Raw genomic sequence first — 17,026 nt, forward strand, 5'->3', positions numbered from 1 at the left:
CACTGCGCAGCCCAGCCAGCCCCGCCCCGGGGCTCCCCTCCCCGTGCCGGGGCTGCCCCGGCACGCACCGAGATCGGACTTCTGATGACGCACGACCCGATGCCCGCAAGCCCCCTCCACCAGTCCCCCGTCACGGGCGGCGCCGCACTGCGTGACGCGGCCGCCGAGATGGCACGCCGCCTGGAACTGACCGCCGACGACCCGAGGGTGACCAAGTCCTCCGTCCTGAACTTCCTCAACCGCCGCGCCGATGACCTGGACAAGGGCCTTCCCTCGGGGTGGGCGACGGTTGACCTGGGCGTCCTCGATGCGGTGCTGCTCGAGTCCCTGGGGCCTCACGGACGCGACGAGATCTTCGGCGCCTGGGTCAGGGCAGCCGAACATCCGACTCGGACGCCGGTCGCCGGGCCACCCGTCGGCCGCCGGATCGACGTGGTGGTGGACCGCGCCCCCGACGACGGCACGGAGGTGCACGTCTACGTGGACGGCACCCCCGCTCGGGCCGTCGTGCACACGATCGACCCGGGCCGCAGCGGGGCCGACCACGGGTGGTGGAGCTCGGTGACGGCGCTCGGGCCCGAGGTGCCGCAGGCAGTACGCGACAAGGTCACCGAGTACGCCGACGGCTACCACGACCCCGAGAAGTGCGGGCAGTCGTGCGGCTGAGGTTGTGCTGGTCCGCCGGGTGCGGGGCGCCCGGCGGACCGGTCCCGATATTCCCTTCGTTCCTACCGGCCGCGCCGGGCCCTGCCCGGCCGTGCCGTCCTTGTTGGAGAGGTGCCCGTTGAGCAGTGCCACGCACGCGGAGTTGTCGTCGCGGATCTGGGCGGTGAGCGAGCTCCTGCGCGGAGACTTCAAGCAGTCGGAGTACGGCCGGGTGATCCTGCCCTTCCTGGTGCTGCGGCGCATGGAATGTGTCCTGGAGCCGACCAAGGAAGCCGTCCTGGCCGCGGCGGCCGAGGGCACGCCGGACGGCGGGTTGCGGGCGATCACGAGGGCCGGCTTCTACAACACCAGTCCGTTCGCGCTGCACACCATCGCGGACGCTGGCTCGGACTGCGCCGAGCAACTGCTCGCGTACTGCCGCGAGTTCTCGCCGGAGGCGCGCGAGGCGCTGGAACAGTACGCCTTCGGCCGGCAGGTGGAACGGCTGGCCGCGGCGGGGCTGCTGCACCATGTCGCAGGGCGTTTCGCCGAGCTGGATCTGCGGCCAGCCGAGGAGCCCGCCGGGCTCGCGGCGCCACCGGACGCGGACGGGGAGCAGCGTGGAGGCGTGTCGAACCACCAGATGGGCTACCTCTTCGAGGAGTTGATCCGGCGGTGGGCCGAGCAGTCCCACGAGACGGCCGGGGAGCACTTCACCCCGCCGGAGGTCGTCCGGCTGATGGTGAACCTTCTCGCTCCGGCCGACGGGCAGGCGCCGGGCACGCCGGGGGAGCCCCGGACGGTCCTGGACCCGGCGTGCGGCACCGGCGGCATGCTCAGCGCCGCGCAGGAACAGCTGCGGCGTCTTGACCCCGACAGCCCGGTGGAGGTGTTCGGGCAGGAGCTGAACCCCGAGTCCTGGGCGATCTGCCGGTCCGACATGATGGTCAGAGGCCAGGCCCCCGAGGCCATCGTCCTCGGCAACTCCCTGACGCAGGACGGCCATGCGGGCGCGGTGTTCGACTACTTGTTGGCCAACCCGCCGTTCGGCGTCGACTGGCGCAAGGCCAAGAACGCCGTCGAGCGCGAGCACCAGGAGCTGGGCGAGCGCGGCCGGTTCGGCGCCGGCCTTCCCCGGGTCAACGACGGCGCGCTGCTCTTCCTCCAGCACATGATCGCGAAAATGAAGCCGGTCGACGCATCGGGCAACGGCGGCAGCCGGATCGCGATCCTCTTCAACGGCTCGCCGCTGTTCTCGGGCCAGGCCGGATCCGGGGAGTCCCGCATCCGGCAGTGGATCCTGGAGAACGACCTGTTGGAGGGCATCGTCGCGCTGCCCGACCAGCTCTTCTACAACACCGGCATCTCCACCTACGTGTGGGTGCTGACCAACCGCAAGGCCGCGCACCGCAAGGGCGGTGTCGTCCTGCTGGACGCCCGGGACCACTGGCGCAAAATGCGCAGGGCGCTGGGCGACAAGCGCAAGGAACTCGGTGAGGAACACATCGCCGAGCTGACCCGCCTGTACTCCGAAGCACCTCCGGTCCCGCCAGCTCACGCGCCCGACGGTGCCGGCGGTACGGCGAGCGGGAAGGTGAAGGTCTTCCGCAACGAGGACTTCGGCTACCGGCGGATCACGGTCGAACGCCCCCTCCGGCTCCGCTTCGAGGCCAGCGAGGCGTCCATCGCCCAGCTGGCGGCGGCGAAGCCGGTCCAGCGGGCAGCAGACGCGGTCGCGTTCACCAAGGCGCTGCGCCCGCTGACCGGCTCGGTGTGGGCGACGGAGGCGGATGCCCTCGATGCGCTCACCGCCGCGGTCGTCTCGGCCGGACTGGCGTGTCCGTCGGGTGCCGCGTTCGCCAGGGCGCTGCGTGAGGCGTGGGGGGTGAGCGATCCGGAGGGCGAGGTGCAGGGCTCGGCGGACGGGCCGCTGCCGGACCCGGCGCTGCGGGACTTCGAGAACGTCCCGCTCGGCCAGGACCCGGAGGAATACGTGCGGCGGGAGGTGCTGCAGTTCGTCCCCGACGCCTGGATCGACCGCACCAAGACACGGGTCGGCTACGAGATCCCCTTCACCCGCCACTTCTACGTCTACACGCCGCCCCGGCCGCTGGAGGAGATCGACGCCGACCTGAGGGCGGTCCAGGCCGAGATCCAGGCGCTCTGGGCCCGTGAACCCTGGGCCGCTCAAGACGCCCACCAGATTTCTTAACGATACGAATTCACATACGGAATGAGCGGGGTGGTCCCACCGTCCCGCTCTCGGGCCCGGCCTCGGGCCCCTTCTTGGAGTACGACATGACCCTGTACGGCATTCCTCCGGCCGGCTTCCGGCGCTTCATGGTCCCCGAGAACGGTCGCGAGCACGGCCGGTCCATCGTCGACGCCGCCCACGGGTGGTGGCAGGAGAACCGGGGCGGCACGGGCGAGGTGGCCATCGCCGTCGGCACGCTGGCCGGGCTCGCCCTGTGCTCCCCCAGCCGCTCGGACGGCCCGGACTACGGCCCGCTGCTGATCCCCCTGGACGACGCGGAGCTCGCCGACGCCCTGCGGGCCAGCTGGAACAGCCTGTGGGCGTCCGACCCCGTCCTCGGCGACGCCGCCGGGCCGCTGCACGCCTGGCTCGCCGATCCGAGCGAGAGCGACCTCCGCGGCCTGGCCGACTACGCGCGCATCCTCGTGCGGGCCGGACTGCTGGAGTACTGCGCCGACCTCGCCCGCTGCGAATCGGAAGACCTCCTCGGCCTCCTGGTCCAGCGGATGCGCGGCCACGGCCAGAAGCAGGCGCGCGGCGAGTTCTTCACTCCGTCGATCGCCTCGGACCCCGCCGGCGAGATCACGCTGACCGGGCACCTGGCGCCCGGCTCCGTCCTCCTCGAACCGTGCGCCGGCACCGGCACCATGGTCCGGGCCGCCGCCGCAGCGCTGCGCTTCCAGGGCATCGACCCGAGCCTCTACCACTGGTGGCTGAACGACATCGACACCATCAACTCGGCTTGCTGTGCTGTTAATTCGCGGCTTTGGCGGCTCGGCGGCAAGGTGACGATCTCCTGCGGTGACGCCTTCGGCGACCCGCGAGACCTCGAAGAGCCCACCCACCGGCGCGCCGAGCGGGCAATCGCCGAGCATGAGCGCCGGCCGGTGCTGTATCCCACCCCCGCCCGGTCGCCGTACTGGCCCCTGTGACGCACCCCGCGGCCGGGCCAATGCCCGCGCCGGCCCAGTCGGGCCGGCGTTCGCCTCGAACCCGCAGGGCGGAACCCCCGCCCGATCCGCACCCCACCGAAGCCGAGGAGACTTCCCATGCCCAACCGACTCGCCGTGATCAAGGCCCTCCGGCAGGACGTTCTGGGGAACCACCGCTGGGACGAACGCACCCGCCGCTACACCACCATGCCCACCGAGGACGTCTGGGCGGTCGAGGACGCCATGGCCGCCATCCTGGAGCGGCTGGCGCGCGCCGTCGACTGGCCGCGCCTGATCCTGGAGGCCACCCAGCGCCACGCGGTACTGCACCCCCAGACGCCCACGACCTTCCGGGACTGGACTCCCGAGATCGGCCTGTGCCGGGAGTGCCTGGTCGAGGCGCTGCTGAGCGACGAGACCGGGGCGACCAACTGGATCACGCACCCGACCACCCCGAAGGACCACGACCAGACCGACTGGCCGACCATCGTCGCCGCCCACCTGCCCCACCGCGCGGCGTCGTCCTGGCATCCGTACCAGGACGCGCCGGAGACCCGGAGCGACCGGCGGGAAGCCGGCCCGGCACAGCCAGGCGAGCCCCGCTGACGGCCACAGCCGTCAACCGATCGAGAGATGTTGCTTAAGGCTCTGAGTCTGTGTAATGTATCTGCTGCGGGAGGGCGCAGGCCCGCCCCGCTCCTGTAACTCAGTGGAAGAGCGGCCGTAAAACGGAACGGCGTCATGACGAGACGGTTGCGGATGCACCGGGACCGGGCCCTGGCCAGCCAAAAGCCCCAGGGTCGGGGAACCTCGACGAGGGGCTGACACCCCCGAACCCCCGGCAGGGAAGCGCGTTTTCCCAGCTCGTCTACCCGGCGCGGGTTCGAGTCCCGCCAGGAGCACGACCACCCGGCTGTGCGGCGCAGCGCGCCGTGGCCACAACAACGACGGAGACGGAGAACAGCCATGCGTGCAGAGGTCAGCTTCGGCCTGGGCATCAGTGACGGCGAGGTCGACTACGAGGCGAGCTTCACCTGGGAGACCGGCGACCTGCCGCTGCCCCGTAGGGGCGACCGGGTCGCCCTCGGCGAACTGATGACGAGTGTCGAGTCGGTGACGTTCTCGTGCCTGGACACCGGATACATCGCCACCCGGGATCACGACATCGACGACGTGGAGGTGCACCTGGAGCTCCGGCTCGGCAAGAAGGAGCGCAAGGCCGGATACCGGCCGGCGGAGTTCTACACGATCCTGTCGCGGCTGCCCAGCGTCTCGGGACTGCACGTGACCGGCGCCGACCAGTAGCCCGCCCGTGCCGGCGCCGCGCTGGCGGCGCCGGCACGGACCTGCCCTCAAGGAACTGCCCTGATGAACGAGCACCGCCCCTCCGATGCCGCCCTGGCCGGCCTCGCGCTCGACCCCCGCGCCCGCCACGTCCCGTCCTGGATGTACATCCAGGACTCCGGGCCCGGATTGGTCACCTTCGTCGGTGCCAGCCGCATCCCGGGCACCGGCGACGCCCACCCTCTGCGATACGGCAGCCGACGCAGCCACCAGCTGGTCGTCGGCGAGATCATCGTCCGCCCCCACTACGCCGTCGGCACCGACGCCGTCCGCGGCCAGGGGCTCGGCGGACTCGTCACCCACCACCACGACTTCCGGGCCTTCCTGGAGCGCGGCGAGGTCCTCCTGGACCCGTACGGCCGCTTCCCCTTCCCCGGCGAACCCGCCAACTGAACCGTCGTCCGCGCCGACCGCGCGACGCCCACCCCGAGGAATCCGATGACCGCCACCGCCCTGACCGCCCTCCCCGGTGACGCCGACTCCGCCACCGTCGCCGCAGCCCTTGCCGAGCTCGCCGCCGTCTCCGCGCAGCCCTTCGATCAGTGGGACCGCGTGCGCAGCGAGCGCGTCCAGGAGCTCACCGGCTGGCTCCAGTGCGCGGCGATGTGCCACAGCCACGGTCTGGACGAGGCCCCGGTCGCGTCCGGAGGGTCGTCCCGCGGCGTTGTCCACGGCCTGATCACGGCGCACGCCTCGCTGCTGGCCCGCCAGCGGGCCGAGATCGCCCCGTTCGTCGGGCCGGAGGGCGCGCTGCTGGGCAACGACTACGACACCCACGACGAGGCAGCCGACCGACACGTCGGGGAACTCGTCCAGATGCTCGGCACGGTCATGGCCGTCCTCGCGGGTGAGTTCGGCCGCCCCGCCGTCAGCGCTCTGGAGCCCGACCCGCGGGTCGGGATGGACACCGTCCTGGACGCGATGACCGACCCCGACCTGGAGGGCGGCGACATCGTCGAAACCATCAAGGAGCGCCTCCACGCCCTCGGGTTCGACCTCAGCATCGCCGGAGAATCCGACGCCAACTGAGCCATCCACCCCATCCGCCATCCGCCGGGGCCGCAAGACCGCCGGCGCCCCCGCACCCCTGAAAGTGATCCCGATGACCGACCCCACCGACCTGTGGCAGGCCCACCGCGCGGCCGACAACCTGAGCAACACCCTCGCCTCGTCCTACGAGGAGGCCATGGCCACCGGCCTCCCCTCCGCCGACGGCCAGCAGCTGCTCACCCGGCAGCTCACCGAACAGCTCACCACGCTGCGGAGGCGGCTCGCCGATCTGGGCGTAGCGACAGATCCGGCCGGATCACCACAGCCGTCCAGCTCCGCGGCTGCCGCAGGGGCGGCCGGGCTGTCGGCATTGGACGGCCGCCCGGCTCCGGCACCGTACGCCGACGCGGCGCTGGCCCCGGTCGTCGCCGACGGCGGGCTGGAGGGCCGGTTCCGCGACGGGTACACCGAGGAGGAGGTGAACGTCGTCTTCGCCGTCCTGGGCGCGGCCACCGGGCTGCGCCTGGTGTGTGTATGGGAGTACCGCGACAGCTTCGGCTGCGGCGGGAACTCCCAGTGGTTCGCCGAGGACCGGTTCGGCAGGCTCTGGGACCTGGCAGGGGACCTGTACGCCTGGCTCGCCGGCGAGCGGCCCCATCCCGGCCCGGCCGGCTCCTGGGTCGGCGGGACGATCGGGTACCCCGTCCACAAGCTCGCCTGGACCGACGGGAAGCACAACCACGCCGAACGGTCCCGGCCGTAGTGGGCCCCGGTCGGCCGGACCGGCATCTGCCCGTCCGGCCGGCCGGAGCCACCCCGGCGGCCCCGGCTGCGCCGTCGAACACACCCATTCCTTTCCAGTTCCCCGCCTCGCCGATACCGGCGGAGCACCTCGCTCTCGGAGGACCACATGACCACCTCGCGCCGACACACCGACCACTCCGGGCCCGGCACGCCGCCCCACCCGGGCCAGGACGCGCAGGGCACCGCGGCACTGGTCCGCCTGGCCCGCGAGCTGGGACTGACAGACACGGACGTCGACGAGCTCGTGTACGAGATGGTGCACCGCGGCGCGTCGGGCGCCTACAACAACGGGGCCCGTCCCGAGCTGAGTGACCTCGACGCCTTCGACGCCGTGCACGACGACGCCGACGAACAGGCGAGTGCGATCTGCAACGGCGGCCTGGAAGCCCCGGTGGCCGCACTGGTCGAAGAGTTCGGAGAGCAGGAGGTCGAGCGGATGCTGCGAGGCGAAGCCGCGGGTCACAACCATCCGAACTCGGTTTCTTAACTCTACGAGTTCACTTATTGTTTTGACGGTCGGGTCCCGGTCCGGCCGCCCCGGAACCGGGGCCGTTCCCGCCGCCCGCGCCCCGGGCCGGCCGAAAGCACAGAGGCAACAATGAACTTCCCCTCCCCCGGCGCCCGGCGGGCGACCGACACGATCAGCGACCCCGGCGGCCCGGCGGCCATGGACAACGAGGGCGGGGCGGCGGTGGCCCCGCCGTGTCCCCTCGCGGAGGCGGAGCGGCTGCACGAGCGCGCCGCTGCGAGGCGCGCGGCTCTGTTGGCCCTGGCCGACGCGCACTCCGACGAGATCACCGCGGCGTACGACGCCATCAGCCAGGCGCGCCGGTGGCGGCTGCCCGAGTCGGTGGAGGACGAGGGCTGGGAGTACCGCGGGGGGCTGGAGGAGGAGAGCCACGACATCTGGGCCCGGGCCCACATGGCGTACTGGGTCCTTGAGGCGGCCCGGGTGACGGTGGCGAAGGTGAGCAGGTCTCTCGGCCTGCCGGTGGACGACGTCGACCTCCTCGACGACGCGGAACGCGATGCCTACATCGCGTCGCTGAGCGACCAGGAGCGCGCGAAGCTCGCCGGACCGTGGCCGGTGGAATGGCTCTACGCGCCGAAGCCGGGAGCGCCCATCCGGGTGGTCAACTTGTTTGCCGGGCCGGGTGGTTGGTGCGAGGGCATCGTCCACGTGCTCGGCGAGCCCGTCGACATGGTCGGGGTCGACCTCTCCGAAGCCGCGTGCGCCACCGCGCAGGCCGCCGGGTTCCGACGGATCTGCGCCTCGGTCACCGACCTGGACCCGGCGAGCCCGGCGCTGCGCTACGTGGTCGCGGTGATCCTCTCCCCGCCGTGCCAGACGCTTTCGCCCGGCGGGAAGCTGGCCGGGCTCGCGGAGGAAGCCATGGGACTGGTCGAGGAAGTGATCAGCCAGGCCGGGGCTGCGGCCGGGTTCATCATGGTCGACGACGCCGGGGACGGCATGGAGGGCTACGCCCCGCCCAGCGGAGCCACCTGGGACGAGGTCCGCGCCCCGCTGGCGGCGCTGAAGGACGCGCGCACGGGCCTCATGGCCGAAGCCGTCATCTGGCCGCTGGCGCTGCAGGCCAAGTACAACAACATCCGCTGGGTGGCCATGGAGCAGTCCTCGAACCTCCTGAAGTCGAAGGCCGCCGAGTACGTCGTCGAGGCGATCGCCTCGGAGTTCTACGGAGCCGGCTGGGAGTACGCGGAGTTCAGCCTGGTCGAAGCCGCCGACTACGGGGCCGCCTCGAAGAAGAACCGCACCTTCATGGTGTGCATGCGCTACACCCGCCCCTTCACCAGCTACCGGCCCAGCAAGCCGATGCCGAGGACCACCTGGGCCGCGTGCATGGGCTGGGAGAAGGGGCACAAGGTCAACACCCGGGGCGTGCGCGGGATCAATCCGCTGACCGGCCGCCCCAAGGGCGGCGGCACGTTCAACGCCGACGAGCCGGGCACGACGGTGACCGGCACCGCGTACGGGTGGAAGCGCGAGGCCGACGGCCTCACCCACAGCCACGCCGACCTGGGCCGAGCCGTCGGCTTCCGCGCCGACTTCCCCTGGACCCATGTCGGCCGCGGCGAAGGCATCCGCAACAAGACCCAGCTCATCGCCGACACTGTCAGCCCCATGGTCGCCGCCGCCTGGATCGGCCACATCCTGGGCCGCGCCTGGGAGGCCCGGACCCGCGCCTACGTGCGCGCCCTCTACGCCCTCCGCGAGCCCGGCCGCCTCCCCGTCGTCCAGGCCGCCGACGAGCGAGACAAGGTCTCGCAGATCAGGGCGTCGAAGAGGTACGCCACCGTGACCCGCACCGGCCGGGCGGCGACCCGGACCGCCCGCACCACGGCCACCCGGCCGGCGTCCGCCGCCACGCCGTCCCGCACCCGGCGCCCCGTCCGCCGCTGAGCACCGCGAGGACCAGCGGGAGTATCAGCACTGCGACCGCAGGCGCCCCAAGCCGACTGGTGCAGGCCAGCGGGCGCGGACTCAGGCCGCCCCGCAAGGTCCCACGTACGCCCAAGACCCTATGGTGCTGCCCGGAGGGCAGCAGTCCCGAAAGCAGAGAGAAGACTCATGGCTACCAGCGTCACGAAAGGCCAGCTCTACCGAGACCTCGCCCCCGACATGAGGTCCCGCGACCGGCGGCTACGCGTCCTCACGGTCGGGGATACCCGCGCCGACCTCCTGGTGGAGCACGACCTCGGCGGGTCGGCAGGCAAGAAGACCCATGCGAGCCTCACCCGACTGCGCTCCGCCGCGTTCGAGTTGGTCGAGGACGCGGCCGATGCCGACCCGCAGTACCTGGCGCTGCTGGCCGCCATGGCCGAGGTCCACCGGCCCGATGCCGCCCCGGCCGACTACGCACGAGCGGCTCTCCGCGTCGTCCGCGCGGCCGAACGGTAGCCCCGCCCCGGGTCCGACCGAGCCTGACAACGCCCGATCGACGGTTCCCCGGAAGTCCGGCGCCAACAGTCTCGGCAGCCCGCCCGGCCCACGTGACGCACATCACTCAGGTGCTGCTGAATTTTATTGCCGATCAAGGGCCCTGCCGGGACCGAGGAGTGAAGGTGCCACTCGATCCGGTGTTGGAGGACTTGATGATCCCGTTGAAGACCGCCCTGTCGACGATCACACCCCCAGGGACGTACGCGCGGCTCGTGGAGCTGATCATGGCCTCCACGCAGCTTGACGACGGTGTAGCGGAGAGGCTCGCCGACGGCATGCTCGGGCAGCTCGGGCTCTACGGCCCCACCCCTGAGCACATGGACGGCGTGTGCTCGGCGATGTTCTACAACGTCGATGCGGAGACCGAGATCTGGGTGCAGTGCGACAAGGCGCCGGGGCACGCGCGACGCGGAATCCCGCTGCACACGAGCTGGTGGAACAGGGTGTCCTGGAGCGACGATCACCGGCAGGCTCTGCCTGCCGACGTCGGCGATGAGGACTGACGCAGGGAGCACGCCGGTCTGGGCGCCGACGGAGTGCACCGGGCCGTCGGCGCTCAGGACGCCGCCGCGGACACCGGCTGTCCGTCCGGCTGGGGAGTGGCTGCCCGCCCGAGGCGGCGGCGGGCCTGCGCTTCCTTCTCCACGGCAGTACGCAGGTGCCACAGCGAGATGACGGGCAGCAGGCCGCCGAGCCGGGATGCGGCCCCCAGCGCTTCGGCGACCCCCGCCAGGTCCACTGCGGCTCTGCGTAGCCGCTCGTCTCTCCGGTCGGCGCGCAGGCGCTCGACCAGCTCGTCAAGGAGAGCGGTGAGTTCGCTGGTCCCGGGATCGTCCGGCACCTCGCAGCCCCACCACTGAGCAGCCTCGTCGAGGGCAGCCATCGCGGCATCTCTGCTGAGCGGCACCTCGGGGGTTTTCACGTCACCGTTCGTCACGATCACATCGTGCACTGCGGAAGACCCTCACCGGGGAGGTTCAGGAAACTCGCGCGACCCCGCCCGCGGGGCCCGACCGGCCGGGACGGGCGAGGTCGGTGCTGGCGACGGGAGGACGCGCGCATGCAAGCGGGGAGAGGCGCTCGCCTCGGCGTGCCGGACGGCGGTCCGGAGCGATCAAGCCGGTGGGGGTCAGAGCCGGGACAGCGCCAGTGCGTGGGAACCTGCGTTGTCGGCCCGCTCCACGGCCTTGGCCAGGGCCGGGGACCGGGTTCCGGCCGGCGGGCGGGTGCGGGCCTCAAGCTCGGCCAGGTTGATCTTGTTGGCCTCGTCGATCAGCTGGCCGTACACCTCGATCGCGGCGGCGAAGGTCTCTCCGACCGCCGCGCTCCGGTCCTTCGCCATTGTCCGGGCCATCGTCCAGATCGCCTGAGCGAAGGCGTCCCTGTCCACTGTCCCCACCGGTGACACCAGCCACGTCGAGGCCAGCACCAAGTTCATCGCCTGCTGCGCCCGCACGACGGCCGCCCAGGCTTCGTCGGTCAGATCGGTGCCGCGCAGCAGGTACCGGCCCCGGGCCTCGGCCAGTTCCCGGGCGACGGTCTTCCGCCCGCCGGGTGTGCGTGCCCCGTTCCACTCCCGCAGCAAGTTGATAGCCAGCGCAGCGCCGATAATCACCACCATGATGATCACCATGATGTCGGGCGGCACGGTGCCGTCGAGTTCCCGCTGCACCTCGCGCTGCATCCACACCACGAGCGGAACCACGACGACCATGGCGGCAACGACGATCGCTTGAATCCTGGCTCCGCGAGCCAGCTCAGCAAGATCCATACCGGCCCACCTGGGCAGCGGCCCCTCCGGGTTTCGGAGCACTTCGGGATGCTGACGGGCGAGGCGGTGAATGGTCGAAGCGACCGACGCGGGAAGCCCCGGGTCCACCACTGCGGCCGCTCGCTCACGGGAACGCCTCGGGATGGTCATCGACCTGCTCGCTCTCTTCTCCAGGCCACGGTCAGCCAGGGACAACTATGCACGCGGGCACTGACACCGACCGAGGGCCCCCGGCAGCTGGGCAGGGGACGTACCGCACCAGCCGGCGGTCACCCACGCTGCGCAGGTCCGACGAGACAGCCTGCCGTCTCCCCCGGGTCCGGCCTGGGCATCGGGCGCGAGGAAGCCACGTCCGGGACTACACCTCCTCCCTTGCAGGTGTGCACAGCCCGGCACGGTGAATGCCCGCGGTGCCCAGTTCGTCGGTCATGACCGAGTGGTACCCCGATCTACCGACACCGCGTGCCCGGCCGGGGGCTCCGGCTCGGCACGGTCCAGCCAGGCGATCCAGCCCCCGTCCGCGGCTCTGCCGAGGTGGAGGTCGGGGATGTGGTCCTTCTCGTGCGCGCAGATGCGCCCGTGGGCGCCATGCCGGGCAGGACAGCGCCGGGCCATCTGATCAAAGGTCAGGACGGACAGGTCTTCCGGCAACGTGCGGCCGACGGCGGTCGCCCGCGCTTCGGCTCCCCGTCGGCGTTCGACGTCCTCACGGCGTGCGTCCAGCACCCGGGCCCAGCGCAGCGCGGTGTCCTCACCGCCCGGGGTGTAGAGGCACTGCCGTTCACCGAACTCGAGGAGCGTGTCGAGCACGGTCATGCCCAGCGACTCCAGCAGGCGCCTTGAAGCGGTGTTGCGCTCCTGAGTGACCGCGATGAGCGGGCCGCCGTCGGGCACCGCCGCGGTCCACCAGTCGACGGCAGCGCGCACGGCCTCGCGCCCCAGGCCCTGGCCCCAGGCTGAGGGCAGCAGTTGGTAGGAGATCTCGGCCCTGTGCGCGCTGCGGCTGTCGGCGGTGATGCTGACCAGGCCGACCGCCTCACCTCCAGCGGCGGGGGCGACCGCCCACATGCCGGGTGTGGCCGGGTAATCGCGTTGCCGGGTCTCGACGCGCGCCTCGCTGGCCGGGCCGCCCAGGAAGGTGCGAACCCGGGTGTCGGTCAACAGGGACCGCACGGCCGGCGCGTCCTGGGCCGTGACCGGGCGCAGGACGACGCGTTCGGCGCGAAGGACGGCCGGCCAGAGGCGGGTGAGAGCGGATTCAACGGACTCCATCAGTCCAGGATGGCAGTGCCGGACGGGCGCACGTGGCCAGATCACCGCACATGCGGGAGCTGGGGTGGCCGGTCGTGCAGTACGGCGCTCTCCCTTCGTTCGGCGTGATCGGCTGCCCGGGTTCGACGGTTGTGGCCTGCCCGGCCCGGTGTGTCGCACCAGGCCGGGCCGGGGTGGTCACTTCCGGACGGGCTGTGCCGGGAGGACGTCGAGTGCGTGGTCGACCAGCGAGGCCAGGTCGGTGCCGTACCGGGTGTCGCCGTGGATGAACGTGGTGGTGAAGGCGGTGCGCTCGCGCCGGGGGAGATCAGCAGCGCGGTAGGCGGCCAGGTGGTCGGCGCGCAGGAGTTGGGCGACGGCGATGTAGCCGCGGTCGGTGACCAGGGTGAACAGGACGGGGCCGTCCATCTCGCTGCCGGCGTTGTGCGCGTCCCACCAGTACTCGTCCGGGGTCAGGCTGTGGCCGCGCTGGTGCCGGGCCACGATCGTCACCTTGATGCCGGTACGCGGGTGGCCGACGACGACGTGGGAGGACCGGCCGTCCCAGGTGGCACCCAGGGCCTGGGCGGCGGCGCGGCGGACGATGCCCGCGAGGGCGTCGGGCGTGGGCGGCTTGGCGCCGGTGATCAGGGTGCGCAGGCTGTCGGGGCGGGTGTGGACCGGTCGGCGGGCGACGACCAGGACGTCGTTGCGGATGCGCTGGTCGTCGGTCTCGGTGATGCCGGGGTGCCAGCGGCGGTGGGCGCGGACGTCGGCCAGCAGCTCGCGCGCGCCTTGGTTGTCGGTGGGGTTGAGGTAGAGCAGGCTGACCAGGACGAGTTCGGCGGAGTTGAAGCGGCCCAGGCGCCACAGGGTCAGGGCCAGGCCGTGGACGGCGCGGAGGAACGGCCGGTTGTCCGTCTGGGACCAGGGCAGCCGGCCGTGGAAGATCGTCGGGAGGGACGCCTCGCCGACGGCGACGGCGGCCTCGTACCAGGCCAGTGCCTCCTTCAGGTGGCGGCGGCGGTCGGCGGCGGTGGGGCCGACGTAGGAGATGAGGTCGCCGAACTCCCCGTCGTGGCGCTGGAGGGCCAGGCTGCCGAGGTGGGCGTAGGCGTCGACGTCGCGGGACTCGGCGGCCACGATGCGGAGCAACTCGTCCTCGTAGCCTTCCACGTCCGCGGTGGCCCGCAGGGTGTCCAGCGCGGCGTCGAGGGGCACTTCGGTACGGCCGGGGTAGGGGTGCGGCATCCGGTAGCGGGGCAGCACGCCGTCCTCGGCGAGCCGGTCCAGCCACCACCGTGCGGCGATCTCGGCGTCCTTCTGAGGGCCCGGGGCGATCCCGAGTTCCTCGGCGTCCGGCTCCGGGCCGTCGTCGTGGGCGTCGGCGCTGTCCGCCTGCGTGTCCTCGAGGTCGTCCTCGTCGTAGGCGTCGAGGACGTCGCCTGGGTGGAAGTCGCCCTCCTGGGCCGCTTCGTGCGCGCCGGCGAGGTGCGCCCGCTCCAGGGCGGCCAGGGCGAGCTTGGCCCGCGTGCCGGGCAGTGCCTGCGTCAGCGGCTGGTAGACGTCCGGCCACAGGTGTCCGGCGGCGAGCGGGCTCCACATCGCGTAGTCCTGCTGCATCAGGATCCGCAGGGCCAGGTCGAGGCCGTAGTGGTCGAGGCGGCCCGGGAGCCGGCCGGCCTGGCTGGCGCCGGCGACTTCCTGGACGGCCTTTTGGTAGCCGATCTGCGTCTCGGCATCCAGGAGGCGTGCGAGCCGGGTCGGCTGGGTGCGCTGGGCGCGCCGCTGCTTGTCGGCGGAGGGCCGGGTGCTGGTGGACATGGGGGCTCCTTGAACCAGGCTTCGCGTGGCGCACCGCCCCACCTCGGTGCGACGCCAAGCCAACAGGTCAGGACGCCGTCATCATGTCGATCATGCTCATCGTGCCGGTTCGAGCGTTTGCTCAGTTCACCCGGGGACGGTCAACGGTGGGGATGACCGGCGGGCCCGCGCACCGTGGGCGCGGCCTGTCCACCCATCCTCGCCAATCCCCGCCGGGCGGCGCAAGGCCGTCCCCCGAACGAGCGAACAAGCAGCTGTTTCCGCCCGTCCCGGGTTGGAAGGTGCCCTCCTCCGGCTCCCGGCCGGCGCAGCGCCACCGGGCGTGCGTCCGGGCGCGGAGGCGCGCTGCGGGGAACGGCGTCAGCCGGCGAGCGTCAGCGGCTCTGCGCCGCCGCGCTGCGCGTGTTCGGCCCGGGCGGCCTCCAGCAGGCGCCGCCACGAGACCACCGTCGGCCGGCGCTTGAGCAGTGCGCGACGCTCCCTCTCGGTCATGCCGCCCCAGATGCCGAACTCGACCCGCCGGTCGAGCGCGTCCGCCAGGCATTCGGTGCGGATGGGGCATCCGACGCACACGCTCTTGGCCCTGTTCTGCGCGGCACCGTCGACGAACAGCTCGTCCGGATCCACCCCCCGGCAGGCGGCCCGCCCCCAGTCGATATCCGTCTCCCCCACGACTGTGCCCCTCTTCCTCTTCCCGCCCCTACCCGGTTCGCCCTCGGCGACCGACCAGCGTAGGCGATGCACCATCCGCGGAACCTACGGAGAAGGAGAGTAGGACCGCTACTGTCGCTCTGCCGATGTCACGCTTTCGAGTGATTCCGCAGCGGCCGCCCCGCGCTCTAGGTTCGGGGTGTTGCCGCCCGTCCGACAGGAGACAAGCTCGTGCCCAACCCGCCCCTGAACTCATCCTCCGCTCACGGGCCTTCGCAGTCCGCGCGGTGGAGGCGTTGGGCGTTCGTCTTCGGGCTGCCCAGCGCGGCCGTCGCCCTGGTCGCCGCGTGGGTGATTCGCCCGCACGGCACTGTGTCGACCGTGCTGGTCGTCCTGATCGTGCTCGCGGCCCTCGCGGTGTTCGTCACCACGATGCCGCGGCGGCAGGCCGCAACCGAGCACGCGGACTCCGCGTCCGACACCGGCTGACCGCGTCTGCCCGTCCTCTCGGTGGCCTACCGTGCGCCGGCGACTGCAGGGCGGATCGCCGCGAGGATGTCCTGCGCCCCCTGGTCGAGGAGGTCCTGTGCGACCGCTGCGCCGAGTTTCTCCGGGTCGTCGGCACGGCCGGTGGAGGCGGCGGTGAGCCGGACGGCTCCGTCCAGGGACACGACCTGCCCGGTGAGGCGCAAGCGGCCTCCCGGCTCCTGGCTCACGTAGGCGCCCACCGGGACGCTGCACCCGCCGTGGAGTTCGGCGAGCATGCTCCGCTCGGCCCGCACCGCCGCGTGGACCGTATGGTCGGCCGCCCGTTCCAGCAGCGTCCGCAACTCCTGCTGGCCGCTGCGGATCTGGATGCCCAGAGCGCCCTGGCCGGGCGAGGCGGGGAACCGGTCCAGCGGCAGCACCTCGGCGATGTGCTCCTCCAGGCCAAGCCGCCGCAGGCCCGCGACCGCGAGGACGACGGCGTGCACCCGGCTGCGGCCCTTGAGTGCCGCCAGCCGTCCGGGGACGTTGCCCCGGATCGGCACCAGTTCCAGGTCGGGTCGCACCGCCCGCAGCAGTGCGGCCCGGCGGGGGGCTCCGGTGCCGACCCGGGCGCCGTCGGGCAGCTCGGCCAGTGTCGAGCCGCACAAGGCGTCCTCCACCGCCTCCCTCCCCGGCGGGGCGAGCAGCACCAGGCCGGGCGGCATGCTGGTCGGCAGGTCCTTCAGGGAGTGGACCGCGACGTCGATCTCGCCGGCGGCCAGGGCCGCCTCCAGGCGGCTGGAGAACGCGCCTCCCGTGCTGCGCCCGGCGACGTCGGCGAGGAGTGAGACGCGGTCGCGGTCGCCCGCCTCCGTGATCACCCGGCGTCTGAACTCGACGCCGGGGCAGAGCGGGGCGAGCAGGTCCAGGTACTGGCGGACCTGGGTGCGGGCGAGGTCGCTGCCCCGCGAACCGACAAGGATGGGCACACCGGCTCCCGGGGATCTGACGAGATGTGAGCTTCACGGTACCCGTCCGGGCCGGTGGTGCTTTCCGACAGCGCGTCGGGGACAACATGCCCCGCCGGACACGGTGTTGGCGTCTGCTGAGCCGCCGTGGAACTGGTGCTC

19 protein-coding genes are annotated in these 17,026 nt (G+C 72.2%); 13 read left to right on the forward strand and 6 right to left on the reverse strand.

All coding sequences use genetic code 11. The features are described from left to right. The first annotated feature begins 99 nt into the window (after positions 1-99). The 12 genes from ACZ6K0_RS40390 to ACZ6K0_RS40445 all read left to right on the forward strand — a co-directional run bounded on the left by ACZ6K0_RS40390 (position 100) and on the right by ACZ6K0_RS40445 (position 10,434). A complete protein-coding gene (locus tag ACZ6K0_RS40390; RefSeq protein WP_388010918.1) occupies positions 100-666 on the forward strand; it encodes a hypothetical protein in 567 nt (188 codons plus the stop codon). A gap of 118 nt (positions 667-784) precedes the next feature. After that, a complete protein-coding gene (locus ACZ6K0_RS40395) occupies positions 785-2,857 on the forward strand; it encodes a type I restriction-modification system subunit M (protein WP_469235286.1) in 2,073 nt (690 codons plus the stop codon). A gap of 86 nt (positions 2,858-2,943) precedes the next feature. Beyond that, positions 2,944-3,831, forward strand: coding sequence for a hypothetical protein (locus ACZ6K0_RS40400; protein WP_469235284.1), 888 nt, complete (start codon positions 2,944-2,946; stop codon positions 3,829-3,831). 117 nt (positions 3,832-3,948) lie between these two features. Beyond that, a complete protein-coding gene (locus tag ACZ6K0_RS40405) occupies positions 3,949-4,437 on the forward strand; it encodes a hypothetical protein (protein WP_469235282.1) in 489 nt (162 codons plus the stop codon). 360 nt (positions 4,438-4,797) lie between these two features. Then, the gene (locus tag ACZ6K0_RS40410) at positions 4,798-5,136 is read left to right on the forward strand and encodes a hypothetical protein (RefSeq protein ID WP_469235280.1); all 339 of its coding nucleotides are present in this window, start codon (positions 4,798-4,800) and stop codon (positions 5,134-5,136) included. A 63-nt stretch (positions 5,137-5,199) separates the two neighbouring features. Then, on the forward strand, positions 5,200-5,568 hold the full coding sequence (locus ACZ6K0_RS40415) for a hypothetical protein (protein ID WP_469235278.1): 369 nt from the start codon (positions 5,200-5,202) through the stop codon (positions 5,566-5,568). Positions 5,569-5,613: 45 nt separating this feature from the next. Next, positions 5,614-6,204 (forward strand): hypothetical protein, encoded by a 591-nt coding sequence (locus ACZ6K0_RS40420; protein WP_469235276.1) that lies wholly within the window; start codon positions 5,614-5,616, stop codon positions 6,202-6,204. Positions 6,205-6,277: 73 nt separating this feature from the next. Beyond that, a complete protein-coding gene (locus ACZ6K0_RS40425; RefSeq protein ID WP_469235275.1) occupies positions 6,278-6,928 on the forward strand; it encodes a hypothetical protein in 651 nt (216 codons plus the stop codon). Positions 6,929-7,075: 147 nt separating this feature from the next. Next, positions 7,076-7,456 (forward strand): hypothetical protein, encoded by a 381-nt coding sequence (locus ACZ6K0_RS40430; protein WP_469235273.1) that lies wholly within the window; start codon positions 7,076-7,078, stop codon positions 7,454-7,456. A 111-nt stretch (positions 7,457-7,567) separates the two neighbouring features. After that, positions 7,568-9,391, forward strand: coding sequence for a DNA cytosine methyltransferase (locus ACZ6K0_RS40435; RefSeq protein ID WP_469235271.1), 1,824 nt, complete (start codon positions 7,568-7,570; stop codon positions 9,389-9,391). 168 nt (positions 9,392-9,559) lie between these two features. After that, positions 9,560-9,889, forward strand: a complete 330-nt coding sequence (locus tag ACZ6K0_RS40440) for a DUF6354 family protein (protein WP_469235269.1) — start codon at positions 9,560-9,562, stop codon at positions 9,887-9,889. A 164-nt stretch (positions 9,890-10,053) separates the two neighbouring features. Further along, on the forward strand, positions 10,054-10,434 hold the full coding sequence (locus tag ACZ6K0_RS40445) for a hypothetical protein (protein WP_469235267.1): 381 nt from the start codon (positions 10,054-10,056) through the stop codon (positions 10,432-10,434). Between the two features lie 53 nt (positions 10,435-10,487). On the opposite strand, the gene ACZ6K0_RS40450 is transcribed toward ACZ6K0_RS40445, so the two are convergent. The 5 genes from ACZ6K0_RS40450 to ACZ6K0_RS40470 all read right to left on the reverse strand — a co-directional run bounded on the left by ACZ6K0_RS40450 (position 10,488) and on the right by ACZ6K0_RS40470 (position 15,449). Further along, a complete protein-coding gene (locus ACZ6K0_RS40450) occupies positions 10,488-10,868 on the reverse strand; it encodes a hypothetical protein (RefSeq protein ID WP_469235265.1) in 381 nt (126 codons plus the stop codon). Positions 10,869-11,060: 192 nt separating this feature from the next. Next, the gene (locus ACZ6K0_RS40455; protein WP_469235263.1) at positions 11,061-11,702 is read right to left on the reverse strand and encodes a hypothetical protein; all 642 of its coding nucleotides are present in this window, start codon (positions 11,700-11,702) and stop codon (positions 11,061-11,063) included. Between the two features lie 426 nt (positions 11,703-12,128). Continuing rightward, complete coding sequence (locus ACZ6K0_RS40460) at positions 12,129-12,974, reverse strand: GNAT family N-acetyltransferase (protein WP_469235261.1); 846 nt, start codon at positions 12,972-12,974, stop codon at positions 12,129-12,131. Between the two features lie 177 nt (positions 12,975-13,151). After that, a complete protein-coding gene (locus ACZ6K0_RS40465) occupies positions 13,152-14,777 on the reverse strand; it encodes a hypothetical protein (RefSeq protein WP_469235259.1) in 1,626 nt (541 codons plus the stop codon). Positions 14,778-15,137: 360 nt separating this feature from the next. Next, positions 15,138-15,449: a WhiB family transcriptional regulator gene (locus ACZ6K0_RS40470; protein ID WP_469235257.1), complete on the reverse strand. Its 312-nt coding sequence runs from the start codon at positions 15,447-15,449 to the stop codon at positions 15,138-15,140. A 210-nt stretch (positions 15,450-15,659) separates the two neighbouring features. On the opposite strand from ACZ6K0_RS40470, the gene ACZ6K0_RS40475 reads away from it, so the two are divergent. Next, entirely contained in the window at positions 15,660-15,917 is a 258-nt protein-coding gene (locus ACZ6K0_RS40475; RefSeq protein WP_469235254.1) for a hypothetical protein, read from the forward strand. Positions 15,918-15,943: 26 nt separating this feature from the next. Here ACZ6K0_RS40475 and hemC read toward each other — a convergent pair whose 3' ends face one another. Further along, on the reverse strand, positions 15,944-16,885 hold the full coding sequence (gene hemC, locus ACZ6K0_RS40480) for a hydroxymethylbilane synthase (RefSeq protein ID WP_469235252.1): 942 nt from the start codon (positions 16,883-16,885) through the stop codon (positions 15,944-15,946). Between the last annotated feature and the right edge of the window lie 141 nt (positions 16,886-17,026).

This window comes from Streptomyces sp. NPDC042346 (assembly GCF_055581845.1).